Genomic DNA, 14,124 nt, shown 5'->3' on the forward strand with positions numbered 1-14,124 from the left:
GGCATCTGCTAAAATGGCCCGATGGAACAGGGCTACTATACGATCTCATTGCCTTTTGAGGCGGCGCGGCGCGATCATCGCGGCTGGCATGGCCACTCTTTTTGTCTGCGTCTGCGCAGTAATGCGACAGCGATAAGCGATCATGAGTGGTTGCTCAGCGAGGCCGCCCGGGTAGTGGAGCCGTTCGACTATAGCCTGCTTAATGAGCAGGTGCCGGATGTAGCTGATCCAGCTTTGCTGAGTGAGCTTGAACAGCGCCTGCGTGCTGTAGGTCTACCGCTTAATCGTCTGGCCCTGCGCAGTGCCCCCGATCGTGGTGCAGTGATCGATTTGTGCGACGGGCAGCGCTGGTGCTGGCGCAGTTTTCGCTTTGAGGCCGCCCACCAGCTGCCTAACGTGCCACCTAGTCACCCTTGCCACCGCATGCATGGCCACGGTTATCGGGTCATCCTCGAGGCGGCGAATGGTGAGGATGCCGAGGCGCTCGGGCAGCTTTGGCAACCGGTCGCTGCTCAGTTGCACCGCTCCTGTCTCAACGACGTACTTGTCAACCCGACTAGTGAGCGCCTCGCTGAGTGGATATGGATGCGACTGCGCATGTATTCGTCCGGCTTGAGGCGGGTTCATGTCCAGGAGACCGAGCATTCAGGGTGCTTTTTCGACGGCTTTCACCACACCATTTGGAAGGCGCAGCGTTTCGAGGCAGCAACTGCCCATGCCGCAGCCCGAAGCATAACTGGCCATGGTTACAGGCTGCGCCTCTACCTGAGCGCACCGCTCGACCCCGATCTGGGCTGGACGCTCGACTACGCCGATGTAAAGGCGGCTTTCGCCCCGCTGCGCGATAGCCTTGATCATCACCGCCTGGATCAGCTCCATGGCTTAGCTGGCGGGGATCTGCTCAGCGTGGCCAAGTGGATCCTCAATCAGGCAAATGCCCAGCTGCCCGAGCTGTATAGGGTCGATGTCAGCGAGGATGAACAACGCGGTGTTATAGCCGAACGGGATCCCGGTTAGAGTTGTGTTAAGCCACTCGCGTAGTGGCCTGGCCTATAATAAGAGCTACTGTTGGCAACACACGCCGGGACCCCAATGCCGTACCTGACCCACAGCATCTTCTATAGTCTCCAGGGTGAGGGTGCCTGGAGCGGTCGCCCGGCTGTGTTCGTCCGTTTTGCTGGCTGTAATCTGTGGAGTGGACGCGAGCAAGATCGCGCCGCTGCCTTATGCCGGTTCTGCGATACCGACTTTGTAAGCACAAAAGATGGGCGCGGAGGTAGGTTTGCTGATCCACAACAGCTCGTCGCCAGGATTGTTTCACTCTGGCCGGATGCTAATGTACCGCCTTATGTGATCTTTACCGGCGGTGAACCCGCCCTACAACTTGATGCTGAGCTGATCACAGCTTGCCATCGGCGTGGCTTCCAGGTCGCCGTTGAGACCAATGGCACCCGCTCGCTACCTCAAGGTTTGGACTGGGTCTGTGTTAGCCCTAAACCAGGCACTGAGCTTATGATAGACCGCGGCGATGAGCTAAAACTGGTTTATCCGGTTCCCGGCCTTCATCCACAAGCCTATGCGGGGCTTGCTTTTCGCCATTTCTATTTGCAGCCTCTCGATGAAGGTGGTGAGGGAGGCACGCATATCGCCGCGGCGCTCGAATACTGTTTGCGTCACCCGCAGTGGTCGCTTAGCCTGCAGCTACATAAGTGGATAGGGATAGAATAAGGATTGAAGAATGTTTGAAGTTAATGTCGATACGGTCTGCTTTATCATCAACAAGTGCCGCGAGTTTCAGGCTAAAGATTCGGTGGAGATAGATGCTGGCCCTGATGGTATGGGTGACGACTGGGCTAGCCGGATGTTATCGAGCTACGAGGATGAGGTTACGGTACAGGAGGTCAGAGGGGCCTTTGAATCACTTGAGCCTGCTCAGCAAGCCGAAGTTGTAGCTTTGATGTGGGTCGGACGCGGCGATTTTGACGCCAGCGAATGGGTCGAAGCGCGTAGTGAGGCCAAATCGGCTTGGACTCCGCCGCCGCGCACCGCCGATTACGTCATGTCGACGCCACTGGCTGCCGATTACCTTGAAGATGGCCTCGGTGCCTTCGGGTTTGACTGTGAGGATTGATGGATTCGGTGCCTGCCTAGATCGGCTAGTTCTAACCCATATTGGCCAGCATGCGCCCTGCCTTTGAGGCAAACCTGGCTATCATCCCTCTCCTGCCGGTGCTGGGACGCAGAGATGAAGACTGGCCGATTTCAGTCGGGCTTATCCCAGGCTTATCCCAAGCTTATCCAAGCAGGGACTTGAGCCATTTGCCGACTTGCTCTATCTCGGCCATGCAAACTCCGTGCTCCAAGGTGTACTCATGCCAGTCGACCCTGAATCCCGCATCTGTCAAGCGGCGGCTGCTGTCTAATCCAAGGCGGAGAGGCACCACGGGATCCTGATTGCCGTGGGCCATGAATATGGGTAGGTCGTCGAGGCCGCTAAGTGGCTTTATTTCTGTTGCGGCGGGCAGCCAGCCGGAAAGAGCAATTATTCCGGCCGGAGCTTGTTCTAGTTGCAGGCCAGCATAGAGGGCGGTTGCTGCCCCTTGGGAAAATCCAGCAAGCACGATGCGCTCTGCGGGTATGCCGCGCTCTTTCTCCCCGCCGATCAGCTCTACTATGTGTGATAATGCCTCTGCCAGGCCGCTCGTATCCTCCTCGATACCCCCTTCGCCTAAGCCGATGATGTCATACCAGGCGCGCATGGGCATGCCGCCGTTAACGGTAACCTGTCTTACCGGGGCATGCGGGAAGATAAATCGAACCCCCGGCGAGCCGCCTAGTGGTAGCTCATCGACTATAGGTACAAAGTCGCTACCATCGGCGCCAAGGCCGTGTAGCCAGATCACACTGGCATCAACCGACTGTTTGGTAGTCTTTTCAATGTACTCTAAGGAAGGGGTAGTTGCCATTGGTAATTGCCTTACGCTGATTGGCGATCGATTGTGAACGGGCGCGCGGGCATCGCGGCGAGTCGCTCGCGTTCGGTGCGATCGTCATGTCCGTGGACGGTGGCTTTGAGAATCTCTTGAACCCAAACAGGTAGATTATCCGGGAGCCGATAGTGGACCCACTGGCCGCGCCGCTCGTCGACCACCAGGCCTGCTGCACGGAGTGTGGCCAAGTGCCTGGAGACCTTAGGTTGGACTATATCGAGTGCGGCTGTCAGCTCACAGACACACAAGCTGCCCTCGCTCTGCAGGAGCATGATACAGCGCAGGCGGGTGGGGTCACTGAGTAACCTAAATAGCTGTTCGGGAGTCAATTGCATGTCATCAGGATATTGGCATAGCTGCTGGTGATCAAGTACACGGGTGCCCGCTCGGCCGAGGGACCGTTAACGCAACGCTAGGCTGCAGCTATGGAAACTCAAAAAAGCCTCCTCAGGCCACTTCCCAGGTCCATCTAGCCACCCCGGTGTGGAGGACGCCGTGAATCCATACCTAGAGGCTTCATGGCGCCATCCATGGCGCCAAGACCTCCACACGGGGTTAGCTAGATGGACCTGGGAAGTGGCCTGAGGAGGCTTTTAGCGGTCCTGCATAGGCGGTTCTGTATAGAGTTAGCGCTTACTGGCCGATTGATTCGGTTTTCTGATAATAAAAAAGCTCCCGGGGAATCCCAGGAGCCTTGTTTGGCAACTCAGCCAACCCCGTTTGCGGTGCTCTCGCGCTAGGTAAGCGTGAACAGCCGCAAACGGTTATGGCGGCAATTTAGGCAGCCTTTTGCTTGCCTTTTGCAGCGGTGTTGAACGGTGCAGAAAGGTTTCCCGAGTGCTCACGCATCGCCTTTTGCATGTCCTGAGCCATAGCTTGGCCCATCTCGGTCAGCGTACGGGTATCCTTGGCCAGGGCATCGGCAGTTTCCCGGATCGCTTCGCTACCCTTACGCATGTAGTCCTGAACCTGCTCCGGTGATTGTAGGCTTGCTGCCTCGCGCATGTGACCAACCGCGGCGTCGGTGTAGCGGCGGGCCATGTCGATCTGATACTCAGTGACCTTTTCCCAGTGCTCCAGGGCCTTACCGTTGATTTGGCGCATCGGTTCCAGGTAGTTGCCCCACTGGCTGTTCATCTGCTTGATCATGTCATCGTAGTTCATCATGGTGTTGCTCCTCTTTTGGGATCTGATTGTGGCGCGCTTTTCGTAGCGTGTTGCGGTGCATCATAGCAGCGTCCATATTGCAATGCAACATCATTTGATAAAAAAAATTGTCGCAACCTAGTTCCCCGCAATCTTTTTTATGTCACTATATAACTGCGGGCTGTGATAGGCCTAATAAGGCAGCAGACCCGCATATTCAAGTAAGTGAAACATTAGAGGTTGTTCTAAGATGTCAGAGCGTCAACAAGGTACGGTAAAGTGGTTCGATAATGCTAAGGGCTACGGCTTCATCAGCCGTGATGGGGGTGAAGACGTATTCGTCCACTTCCGTGCCATCAGGGGTGATGGCTTTCGCTCCCTGGAAGAGGGACAGGCGGTAGAATTCAGTGTCACCCGCAGTGCCAAGGGCCTGCAGGCTGAAGATGTAGCTGCCGTTTAAGGTAGGTCATCACGGCCGAAACCAGAAAAGGGCTCTCCCCAGACGGGGAGGCCCTTTTTTACTTCATGAGTGCTGGTCTCGATGGGCGCGGCTAGAGGGGCTAGCGGTCGAGCCGCCTTACTCAGCGGCACTGAGCAGCTCGCGCCCCTCCTCGCCGGCGATGATCGCCCGGGATAGGGCTGCTACCACCTGCTGCGAGGTTTGCTCCACTTCGGCTGCCGAGACCTGTTCGACGGTCGCCTCCTTCGAGGCGATGACGTTGCCCTGCTCATCTCGCCCTTCGACCTCACCGCGTAGGGTGTAGTACTCTTCGCCGGCTACCTCGGTTAAGAAATCTTCGTCTAGCTCGTAACGCAGCTCAACTGCGGCGGCATCACTGACCTCGACTCCCTTTTCATTGAGGGTTCGCTGAGCTACCTCGGGGCAGCACTCGGCACCGGTGAGCTGGACCTGCGCCTGATCGACCTCCGGGACCAGGGTCAAATCCACAGTCTCCTCGCTGTGGGCACTCAAGCGCAGGCTCTCGCCCTCGCTACGATAGCCATCGGCACTGACCTCGTAGCGGTAGGTGCCGGGAGGCAGGAGTTGGCGCTGGCGGTTGTCGATCTCTTCGCCCTCGAGCTCGATTGCGGCATCTTCGGGGCTGACATCGAATGTCAGCTGGCCGAAATCGAGGAACTGGGTCGCCTCGGCCCGAGCCTGTTCCAACTCCTCGGCGATCTGCTCGGCCTCTCTCGCCTGCGGGCCCTCAGCCAGGGCTGCCAGGGCGATGCCGAACTCGGTCCGATCGACCAGCTCCTCGATCTCGCGATCATTGAGCGCGGCGATCTCCCGGTCGGCTTCGCGGACGATCTGGTTGAGGGTCTGCTGTAAAGCCTCTGCTGAGAGCTGAGCCTCAACGCGCACCTCGCCGTTGCGCTCGACCGGATCCGAATACTCTACCCCCTCGAAGTATCCTGAGGCGCGCGAGGCGATGCGCTGATCCATCTCCTCCTCGGTCTCATCGGGGTCCATGGTGGTGCGGACCTCGATCTCGCCCTCAACGTCGGCGGCGACATTCTCGCTGAGTGCCTGCAGGGCTTGGGCGCGTGCATCACTCTCGCTGTCGCCGTAACCGCTAGCGCTGAGTACGACGGCCAGCACCACCCCCGGGGCTGCGGCCATCACGGCCGCAACCCCGCCGGCAACAGTACGTGCCGAGCGTTGCCCAGGCCTGCGACCATGATGCCTATCATGGCTCGGCACCGGGTCGGCTGCGGGGCTCCTCTGCAGAGAGTGAGCCCCGCCGCGGGGGCGCTTATTGGATAACGATATCATCAGCATCGTCGATATCTCCTACGCTGAGGATAAGCAGTGCTCCGCTGTCGAGATTCCGCTCAATGGTGCCGGGACCGCCATAAGCGGTCTCAAGGTCGATAAGCAGATCCATGGCGTCGTTTTGCTCAGTACAACGTAGGGTATAGTCGAAGCTGGTCTGACCGGCGGCGTTGCGGTTTGATTCGGGGCAGACATCACTGAAGATCCGGTGCATCTCACGGCTGATATCGCCGGCGTCGGCCTCCGCGGCCGAAAAGACGACCTTGAATGGCCGGCCGCGCTCGACCTCATCCGCCCAGCTGTTGGCGATCTGCCGGGTAACTCGGTTCCCCACCGCATTGGCCGCCTCTTCAATCACCGCCCGATGACCAGAGACATCACGCTCCGGGGAATGGCCGGTGGTGGCCCCAAGTTGATCGCCGGTGGCTGTGTAATATGCGGTTGCCGAGACACTGGCGCTGAGCACCTCGCTGCCACCAACATCACGGCTCTCTTCATCAACCGAGACGGTTATGTAGACATCGCTGCCGGCCTGCAGGGCAAGCTCATACATTGGGTCGACATCCCCCTCAAGCGCAGCAGCCTGACTAACAATCTCATCTACCTCGTCGCCGGCACGTGGCACCTCAACATCGAAGTCGCGCTCCTGCAGGTACTCTGAGATCATGGTGATAGCCGGTCGGGCGTCGTCTTCGTCTTCTTCACTCTCCGGGATAACGGCGATGCGGGGGCGGCCCAGCTCGGCGAGGATCTCCATCGGATCGTCTATCACATCCCGATCCACTAGCTCTTCCTGGAGACGCGCGGTATTGACCCGAACCTCCTTCTCGACTACCTGATCATCGCCGTCCTGGTGCCGGCTAAGCGGCGAGCTGTAGTCACTGATATAGTTTGTAGCATTAGCGAAGATCTCTTCCTCGTGCTCCTCAAAGGCGCTGCGCGCATCGCTATCGGGCAGCAGCGGATGGGTGCCGCTATAGAGGGCGTAGTAGATTGCCGCACGGCGTGCATCGTCGCGGGCAGCTGAGGTGTCTGGACCGATACCGCGGGCGCGGATAGTCACCTCGGCGGCGGATACCGCCTCAATTTCCTCGCCCTGACGTGAGGTCGGGACGTAAGTATCAGGTTCCTCGGGCGCGGTCTCACAGCCAATCAGGGCGACTGTCCCGAGCATTGCGGCACTACTTGCGGCTATTCGGAAAAGGTTTTGGGATTTCATGACCTTGCTATCCCCCCTGTTTATGCGGATGTGGAAGCTATCTAATTACCGCCTCGAGTCTACTGGTTCAAGTATACGAATTAAAGGTAAGGAGCCCGCAGGTTGAAGTAACCTACGGGCTCCTTTGCTTCGCAAGGTTGGCGGTGAGCCAACAGCACAAACTAAAACGTTACGCTCGGTTAAGCGCAGCGCTTAATTGTGCATACCCCTTTGTAGAGCGGTACGGAAGGCCTCGCCTGCCGGACGTTGCTGTGGGGTGCAGGCCCGTGCCGTCCCTTCCTCGGCATCATCCAACTCCTCAAGCTGCCGTTCATCACGCAGTTCCTGACAGCGTAACGAGGGGTCCTGCGTCATGCTAGCGAAAGGCCCGGCGAAGCCGATGTGGTGGGCGATGGAGAGCATGGCGTGGGGGCCGCCTTCCATGTCTACAGAATAAGTCGTTCCGTCAATATCGACGTCGGTGTAGATCGGTTGGCTGTAGCCTGCGTGGGCCATCAGCTTCCAATTGGGACCGAAGTAATACCCTATACCTGCCCGCGGCTGGAGGTTTATGTTAGTTACGTCCCAATCATCACCGGTATCACTCTCATAACTTTGGTACTCTATGCCGAGGTCGGCGCCAGCCATGAGATAGAGGGGGCTGCGCAGGTGGTAGCGGTACTCCAGCCCCCAGCGGTTGCGGACAGCGAAGCCTCCGTCAAGCTCAACCCTCCCTTCATCAAAGTCCTCGACAACCCCGATATCCAAGTCGACATTGGCCCACATGCCGTATAGTGCTTCACTGTTGAATATGAACGCCAAGGAGCCTTGAAAACCTATGCCAACATACTTGGGTTGGCTGCCGCCTGTTTCATCGACGATGTCGAGCTCGGTTCCATCCATCCCAGCACTATACCGGCCGTAGACGCCCGTCCAAGGATGTTCGCGGGTCTGATCGAAGTCGTCGATGCCGCCATCGGAGATGATCTGCGCGACGCTGGCGGTTCGGTCGGCCTCATCGAGGACTAGGCAGGTGTCGCCAACCGTGCGGATCTTGCCCCAACCGATATTCTCCTCCTCACCATCAATAACTCGGGTGACCATCATTGGCGCGCCGGGGCGGAGGTTTTCCTGGTTGCCCACAGGGATCTCCATGCGACCATCCCTAACCGCCTGGGTAGGCGCGGCGACGGCGAAGTTGCGATCCTCGGTGAGGCTGGTGGTGAGGGCTATCACCGAATCACGGAAGGATGCCTCAAAGACCTTATCAAAGACATCTTGGGCATCACCCTGACGGGGGCGGCTTGGGGTGGTTACCGATTCGGTGCCGGAAACCCGTTGTGCCAATGCCTCCATGAGATTTGCTGGCTCAGCAGAAAAGGTGTTATAGACATTGAACTCCTGCGCCTCATAGTCGAAATCGAATACAACCACGCTGGTCTTCAGCGGGGCCGTCAGGCGAGTGCGATAGACGTAGTAAGTGCTACCATCGGGGCGGGTGCGCTGCACTTGGTTGATGCGAAATTGACCGCTGTCGATCTTTGGCAAATAGAAGCCGAAGGTGTATGCAGAATTGAGCAGCTCTTCAAGGACAGTGGCAGGGATATCGAGTTCCTGAGCCCGCTCCTCGATAAACCGGGTTTGCTCATCGCGTGACATCTCCTCAAATCGACTCTGCCGTGCAGACTCCATAATCTCGGCTAGGGGCTCTGCTATATTGTCGTTGAGGTGGCTTTGCAGCTGCTCGATATATGTATCGAAGTCTTGCCCGGCGGAGAAGCTAAATTCCGGTACCCAGGAGTCCTCAATCTCGTGAACCTCGGTAGCGGTCTCGATGCGGGTATCGGTCCCTTCAAGGATGATTTGATCGTACCGGGCCGGGATAATCATGCCCATATTGCCCATCAGCACCCCGTCGGCGAAGCTCTGTGAGACGCTGACACGCCAGGTGCCTACATCTCTACAGTCACCCTCGTGGGGACAGTAGGTAACAGGAAAACGGTAATCGGTCTCCTCCAGACCGAGTGTCGATATGCCGAATATAGCTTGACGATCGCTGTGTTCGATATCGCCGGATATCGGCACATCTTCATTGGCTGATGAGTACAGTGGAGCGCCTAATAACAAAACCGATGCGGCGCCAATAGCGCCAATTCTTTGCCATGGTTGCATTTATCCCCCAGATTTCATTGAAGCTCGGTTGTATTTGTCTATTCTTCAGAGGCCTTACTCAGCATAGCCTTGCCGTCTTCCCCAGAGATGATGGCTCTAGTAAGTGCCTCTACCAACGCGGTGGAGCGTGAGTCCAGCTGACCTTCGGCGACACGCCTTAGCGTAGCCCTATTAGAGGCCATGACTTGACCCTCATATAGCCCCTCTACCTCCGCTTGGAGTCGATAGTAGCTCTGTCCTCCTATCTCGGCAAGATGCTCTTGATTGAATGTGAAGCGTAAAGTTACCGCAGAGTTATCATCTACGCTGATCCCGTATTCACCTAAGGCCCGACGTGCGGCGCGCGGGCAGCAGTCGGTACCTTCCAGGCGGACGCTGGCAGCAACATCAGGCACCATAGCGAAACTGATAGTCTCGTTGCTGTGGGCGCTTAGGCGCATACTGGCGGTTTCCGTGCGGTAGCCATCAGCCTCGATGCGGTAGCGGTAGACCCCCGGCGGCAGCAGCTGACGCTGGCGGTTATCGATACGCTCGCCTTCAAGTAGTATTTGCGCCTGATCGGGTTGAATATCGAAGGTTAGGTGGCCAAAATCGAGAAAGCGCATGGCCGCCGCCCTTTTTTCTTCCAACTCGGCGGCGATTTCCTCGGCTTGAGTGCGTTGCCCGCCGCGGGCGTATCCGGCGAGTGCTATACCAAAGTCGGCGCGGTCGATAAGTTCGCCGATCTCGTGGTTACTCATAGCGTCGAGCTCGCGATCTGCTGAGCGGCGGAGCTGGCGTAGGGTTTGGAGCAGTGCGTCCTGCGATAAACGGGCTTCCACCCGTTTTTCACCATTGACCTGCTCTGCCTCAGAATACTCGACTCCTTCAAAATAACCTGCAGAGCGGGCAGCAATCCGCTCGTCCATCTCCTCCCTAGCGCCGTCGGCATCTATTGTGGTGCGGACCTCGATCTCGCCTTCTATCTCCGTAGCAATGTTCTGACTGAGCCCCTGCAGAGCTTGTGAGCGCGCTTCGCGTTCGGAACTGCCGTAGCCGGTAGCCGTGAGAGTGGCAGCAACAGCACTAGTTGAGAAGACCAGGGAGGCCACCACAATCAGTGTAATTGCAACGTGGACGAGCATGGCGCGGCCAGCTACGCCAAGCCTGCTCAGCCACGCCTTACCGGCTGAGCAGGGCGCTACACCTACAGCCCCTGAGGTTGCACAGCGCCGTCCCTGGCGCCATGGTCCCCACAACGAAAGCCGTGGGGGTTGTGCTGGGGGATTGTGTTGCGACATCTCGGCGTCTCTCAGGTGCCGCTTACTCGATGACAATGTCGCTGCCATGGCCACTTTCCCCGGCTGTAATGATTAGCAGTGAACCGCTGTCAAGGGTCCGCTCGATAACACCTGGGCCGGCGTAGCCGGCTTCCAAGTCGAGCAGCAGATCCATGGCGTCGTTTTGCTCTGTGCAGCGCAGGGTGTAGTCAAAGCTGCTTGAGCCGGCGGCGTTGCGGGTTGACTCATTGCAGACTGCACGCATGAGGCGATGGATCTCCCTGCCAATGGCGGAGGCTTGACCCTCTTCAGCCGAGACGACCACCTTGAATGGGCGACCCCGCTCAAGTTCGTTGATCCAACTGCGGGCAATTTGGCGGGTTATCCGGTTGCCGACGGCGTTAGCTGCTTCCTCGACTACTGATCTGTAGCCAGAGACGTCCCTTTCCGGCGAGTGACCGGTAGTCGCCCCGAGTTGGTCGCCGGTGGCGGTGTAGTATGCAATGGCAGAGACACCTGCACGCAGCACCTCACTACCGCCAATGCGCCGCGAGCTCTCTTCGACATCTACTGTGATGTAGATATCACTGCCGGTTTGCAGGGCCAACTCGTACATGGGGTCGGCTGCGCCCTCCAGTGCCGCAGCCTGGCGGATGATATCGTCAACTTCATCGCTCGCCCGCGGGACTTCAACATCAAACCCACGCTCCTGCAGGTATTCGGAAATCATGGTAATAGCTGGGCGCGCCTTATCTTCTTTATCAGCAGACTGGGGTATAACCGCAATCCGCGGGCGGCCAAGCTCAACCAAAACCTCCATTGGATCGGTTATGACCCCGAGGGCGACAAGCTCTTCCATCAGCCGAGCTTCATTAACCCGCACTTCCTTTTCTACTATCTGGCGGTCGCCATCTTGGTGACGGCTTAGAGGCCGACTGTAGTCGGTGATAAAGTCGGTGGCGTTACGAAATATATCTTCCTGATGCTCTTCGAAAGCACGGCGGGCATCGCGATCTATGAGCAGGGGGTGGGAACCACCATGCAGTACCACCCAGATCGCTGCACGGCGGGCATCGTCACGTGCTGTAGCCATGTCCTGGCCAATACCGCGCGCCCTGATGGTGACTTCAGCTGCTGATATGGCCTCTACCTCCTGGCCTTGGCGTGAGGTGGGCACGTAAGTCTCTGGTTCTGTGGGGGTGCTTTCGCAACCGAATACTACGGCTGCGCTAAGCGCAATCAAGGAGCTACGTAGAGGAAAGCGGGATTTGATATTTAACACGTTAGTCATGCCTCATGTGAAATACAGCTGCTGCCTGATATCTGTTACACCGCGGCCCTAAAGCTAAAGCAAAAGAGTGTAACTTCTAATTAGCACAAATAGCGCGGGTTTGGAAGGCTTATAAGGGATTATTTTGCAGGTTGATAAGTAAATACGCGATCACACGGTAGTAAGGGCGGCAGGATCAGGGAGTTAAGGCTGCGGTCCGCGGCCAAGTGGGTTAGGCACTGCTGGCGAGTGTCCGCAGAGAGTATTTCACAAAATGGTGGGCCCGGTAGGATTCGAACCTACGACCAATGGATTATGAGTCCACTGCTCTAACCACTGAGCTACAGGCCCTTATGAAGAGCGCGATGCGCCATGCCCTGGGGGGGGAGGGGGGGGGGGGGGGGAAGAGCGGTGACGCACCGCGCATTAACCTAACTATTCTTCCAAGAAGCTCCTCAATCCTTCTGAGCGTGTCGGATGACGTAACTTTCGCAGTGCCTTCGCCTCTATCTGTCTAATCCGCTCACGAGTCACGTCGAACTGCTTGCCAACTTCTTCGAGTGTATGATCAGTATTCATATCTATTCCGAAGCGCATGCGCAAGACTTTAGCCTCGCGCGGTGTCAGCCCCGATAATACCTCACGTACCGACTCACGCAAACCCTCTGAAGTTGCCGAGTCCGCCGGCGACGTTACGCTCGTATCCTCAATGAAGTCACCAAGGTGGCTATCTTCGTCATCGCCAATGGGAGTCTCCATTGATATAGGCTCTTTAGCGATCTTGAGGACCTTGCGCACTTTGTCCTCAGGCATCTCCATGCGCTCTGCCAGCTCCTCCGGAGTAGCCTCCCGGCCCATTTCCTGGAGCATCTGCCGCGATACCCGGTTGAGCTTGTTGATGGTCTCAATCATATGCACCGGGATGCGGATTGTGCGTGCTTGATCTGCAATCGACCTGGTTATTGCCTGACGTATCCACCAGGTGGCATAGGTCGAGAACTTGTAGCCGCGCCGGTACTCAAACTTATCAACAGCCTTCATCAGGCCTATGTTACCTTCCTGAATCAGATCTAGGAACTGTAAGCCGCGGTTAGTGTACTTCTTGGCGATGGAAATGACCAGGCGCAGGTTCGCTTCCACCATCTCTTTTTTGGCACGCCGAGCCTTGGCCTCGCCGATCGACATGCGCCTGTTTATCTCTTTGATCTCGGCTACAGAGAGGGCGTTCTGGTCCTCAATCTGTTTGAGTTCACTCTGGGCGCGACGAATCTTGGTGACATGGGGCTGGAGCCGTGCAATGCGATCATCATCTTGTCCGATTAGATCGCTAATCCAGTCCAGGTCGGTCTCGCGATCTTGGAAGCTCTTGACAAACTCCTTGCGGGGAATTTGACCGTCGCGCGTACAGATAGCCATGATTTCGCGCTCACGCTCGCGAATGGTGTCTACTGTGGCGCGTAGCCTATCAGCCACCGCATCTGTCACTTTGGGCGTAAACTTGATAGTCAGGAAAATATCCCGCAATTCCTGCCGGAGCTCGTCGATGCGCGGGGAGCTGGAGCCCTGCTCGACGAGCACCTGCTGCATCTCTTGGTAAGCGCTGCGCAGGCGTTCAAATACCTCCCGAACCGCTTCGGGATCTGGGCCGAATTCCGGTGGAGTCTGTTCACCGTCAGCATCGACAGCCGCCTCATCTGCCGGCGGCTCTTGGGCAATTGCTTCGGTGCCGCTGGCCTCATTAGCGGATTCGTCACGAAAGCCAGCGACGATATCGGTTAGGCGCGCCTCACCTTCTTGTGCCCGATCATAGAGATAAATCAACTGGCGGGAGGCCTCTGGATATGCAGAGAGCGCCTCCAAAGCCCGGTCGAGGCCGTCCTCTATACGCTTAGCTAGCTGTATTTCGCCTTCCCTGGTCAACAGCTCAACCGAGCCCATCTCGCGCATGTACATACGGACAGGATCCGTCGTGCGACCGAACTCAGCATCTACCGCTGCTAACGCCGCCGCAGCCTCTTCTGCCTCATCCTCGTCGGTAGGGACGGTTGTCTCAGCAAGCAGCAGTTCATCTGAGTCTGGCGCTGTCTCGTGGACATGAATCCCCATGTCGTTAATCATGCCGATGATATCTTCTATCTGGTCAGGGTCGACGATATCATCGGGGAGGTGGTCGTTAACCTCCGCATAGGTTAGGAAGCCTTGCTCCTTGCCTTTGGCAATGAGCTGTTTGATTTGGGACTGCTGATCCTGTGACATAGGCTTTGATCAGGTCTGCTGTTGCTAAAGGGAAGAATACGCGCTGGAGCAACATT

General features: G+C 57.3%; 13 protein-coding genes and 1 tRNA gene. 4 read left to right on the plus strand and 10 right to left on the minus strand.

What is annotated here, in order from left to right:
* Positions 1–21 precede the first annotated feature (21 nt).
* The 3 genes from HH1059_RS00390 to HH1059_RS00400 are packed head-to-tail and all read left to right on the plus strand — an operon-like array spanning position 22 to position 2,131.
* Positions 22–1,017, plus strand: coding sequence for a 6-pyruvoyl trahydropterin synthase family protein (locus HH1059_RS00390; RefSeq protein WP_096407009.1), 996 nt, complete (start codon positions 22–24; stop codon positions 1,015–1,017).
* A 51-nt stretch (positions 1,018–1,068) separates the two neighbouring features.
* A complete protein-coding gene (gene queE / locus HH1059_RS00395; RefSeq protein WP_420809678.1) occupies positions 1,069–1,728 on the plus strand; it encodes a 7-carboxy-7-deazaguanine synthase in 660 nt (219 codons plus the stop codon).
* Positions 1,729–1,738: 10 nt separating this feature from the next.
* Positions 1,739–2,131: a DUF3775 domain-containing protein gene (locus tag HH1059_RS00400; protein WP_096407013.1), complete on the plus strand. Its 393-nt coding sequence runs from the start codon at positions 1,739–1,741 to the stop codon at positions 2,129–2,131.
* Between the two features lie 163 nt (positions 2,132–2,294).
* Here the strand turns inward: HH1059_RS00400 and HH1059_RS00405 are convergent, their stop codons facing one another.
* The 3 genes from HH1059_RS00405 to HH1059_RS00415 form a co-directional block, all read right to left on the minus strand.
* A complete protein-coding gene (locus HH1059_RS00405; protein ID WP_096407016.1) occupies positions 2,295–2,966 on the minus strand; it encodes an alpha/beta hydrolase in 672 nt (223 codons plus the stop codon).
* A gap of 11 nt (positions 2,967–2,977) precedes the next feature.
* Positions 2,978–3,325 (minus strand): metalloregulator ArsR/SmtB family transcription factor, encoded by a 348-nt coding sequence (locus HH1059_RS00410; RefSeq protein ID WP_096407019.1) that lies wholly within the window; start codon positions 3,323–3,325, stop codon positions 2,978–2,980.
* A 442-nt stretch (positions 3,326–3,767) separates the two neighbouring features.
* A complete protein-coding gene (locus HH1059_RS00415) occupies positions 3,768–4,157 on the minus strand; it encodes a phasin family protein (protein ID WP_096407021.1) in 390 nt (129 codons plus the stop codon).
* A gap of 229 nt (positions 4,158–4,386) precedes the next feature.
* Here HH1059_RS00415 and HH1059_RS00420 point away from each other — a divergent pair, with 229 nt between their 5' ends.
* A complete protein-coding gene (locus HH1059_RS00420; RefSeq protein ID WP_096407024.1) occupies positions 4,387–4,596 on the plus strand; it encodes a cold-shock protein in 210 nt (69 codons plus the stop codon).
* Between the two features lie 117 nt (positions 4,597–4,713).
* Here HH1059_RS00420 and HH1059_RS00425 read toward each other — a convergent pair whose 3' ends face one another.
* From HH1059_RS00425 to rpoD, 7 genes are all read right to left on the minus strand, one after another.
* Positions 4,714–5,919, minus strand: a complete 1,206-nt coding sequence (locus HH1059_RS00425) for a carboxypeptidase-like regulatory domain-containing protein (RefSeq protein ID WP_096407027.1) — start codon at positions 5,917–5,919, stop codon at positions 4,714–4,716.
* Positions 5,894–7,132 carry a DUF6175 family protein gene (locus HH1059_RS00430; RefSeq protein ID WP_096407029.1) on the minus strand — a complete coding sequence of 413 codons (1,239 nt, stop codon included), beginning with the start codon at positions 7,130–7,132 and terminating at the stop codon, positions 5,894–5,896. The genes HH1059_RS00425 and HH1059_RS00430 overlap by 26 nt, the downstream gene beginning before the upstream one ends.
* Positions 7,133–7,324: 192 nt before the next feature.
* The gene (locus HH1059_RS00435) at positions 7,325–9,283 is read right to left on the minus strand and encodes a porin family protein (RefSeq protein WP_096407032.1); all 1,959 of its coding nucleotides are present in this window, start codon (positions 9,281–9,283) and stop codon (positions 7,325–7,327) included.
* A gap of 38 nt (positions 9,284–9,321) precedes the next feature.
* Positions 9,322–10,611: a hypothetical protein gene (locus HH1059_RS00440; protein WP_162549260.1), complete on the minus strand. Its 1,290-nt coding sequence runs from the start codon at positions 10,609–10,611 to the stop codon at positions 9,322–9,324.
* Entirely contained in the window at positions 10,586–11,833 is a 1,248-nt protein-coding gene (locus HH1059_RS00445) for a DUF6175 family protein (RefSeq protein WP_096407037.1), read from the minus strand. Before HH1059_RS00445 ends, HH1059_RS00440 begins: the two co-directional genes overlap by 26 nt.
* A 254-nt stretch (positions 11,834–12,087) precedes the next feature.
* Positions 12,088–12,163, minus strand: a tRNA-Ile gene (locus HH1059_RS00450).
* Between the two features lie 84 nt (positions 12,164–12,247).
* Complete coding sequence (gene rpoD, locus HH1059_RS00455) at positions 12,248–14,068, minus strand: RNA polymerase sigma factor RpoD (RefSeq protein ID WP_096407039.1); 1,821 nt, start codon at positions 14,066–14,068, stop codon at positions 12,248–12,250.
* Positions 14,069–14,124: the final 56 nt, after the last annotated feature.

Source organism: Halorhodospira halochloris (genome assembly GCF_002356555.2).
Classification (GTDB): domain Bacteria; phylum Pseudomonadota; class Gammaproteobacteria; order Nitrococcales; family Halorhodospiraceae; genus Halorhodospira; species Halorhodospira halochloris.

Coding starts and splice junctions, on each gene's coding strand:
- HH1059_RS00390 (WP_096407009.1), top strand. CDS start 22: ATGGAACAGGGCTACTATACGATCTCATTGCCTTTTGAGGCGGCGCGG.
- HH1059_RS00400 (WP_096407013.1), top strand. CDS start 1,739: ATGTTTGAAGTTAATGTCGATACGGTCTGCTTTATCATCAACAAGTGC.
- HH1059_RS00405 (WP_096407016.1), bottom strand. CDS start 2,966: ATGGCAACTACCCCTTCCTTAGAGTACATTGAAAAGACTACCAAACAG.
- HH1059_RS00410 (WP_096407019.1), bottom strand. CDS start 3,325: ATGCAATTGACTCCCGAACAGCTATTTAGGTTACTCAGTGACCCCACC.
- HH1059_RS00415 (WP_096407021.1), bottom strand. CDS start 4,157: ATGATGAACTACGATGACATGATCAAGCAGATGAACAGCCAGTGGGGC.
- HH1059_RS00420 (WP_096407024.1), top strand. CDS start 4,387: ATGTCAGAGCGTCAACAAGGTACGGTAAAGTGGTTCGATAATGCTAAG.
- HH1059_RS00425 (WP_096407027.1), bottom strand. CDS start 5,919: ATGCTGATGATATCGTTATCCAATAAGCGCCCCCGCGGCGGGGCTCAC.
- HH1059_RS00430 (WP_096407029.1), bottom strand. CDS start 7,132: ATGAAATCCCAAAACCTTTTCCGAATAGCCGCAAGTAGTGCCGCAATG.
- HH1059_RS00435 (WP_096407032.1), bottom strand. CDS start 9,283: ATGCAACCATGGCAAAGAATTGGCGCTATTGGCGCCGCATCGGTTTTG.
- HH1059_RS00440 (WP_162549260.1), bottom strand. CDS start 10,611: ATGGCAGCGACATTGTCATCGAGTAAGCGGCACCTGAGAGACGCCGAG.
- HH1059_RS00445 (WP_096407037.1), bottom strand. CDS start 11,833: ATGACTAACGTGTTAAATATCAAATCCCGCTTTCCTCTACGTAGCTCC.
- rpoD (WP_096407039.1), bottom strand. CDS start 14,068: ATGTCACAGGATCAGCAGTCCCAAATCAAACAGCTCATTGCCAAAGGC.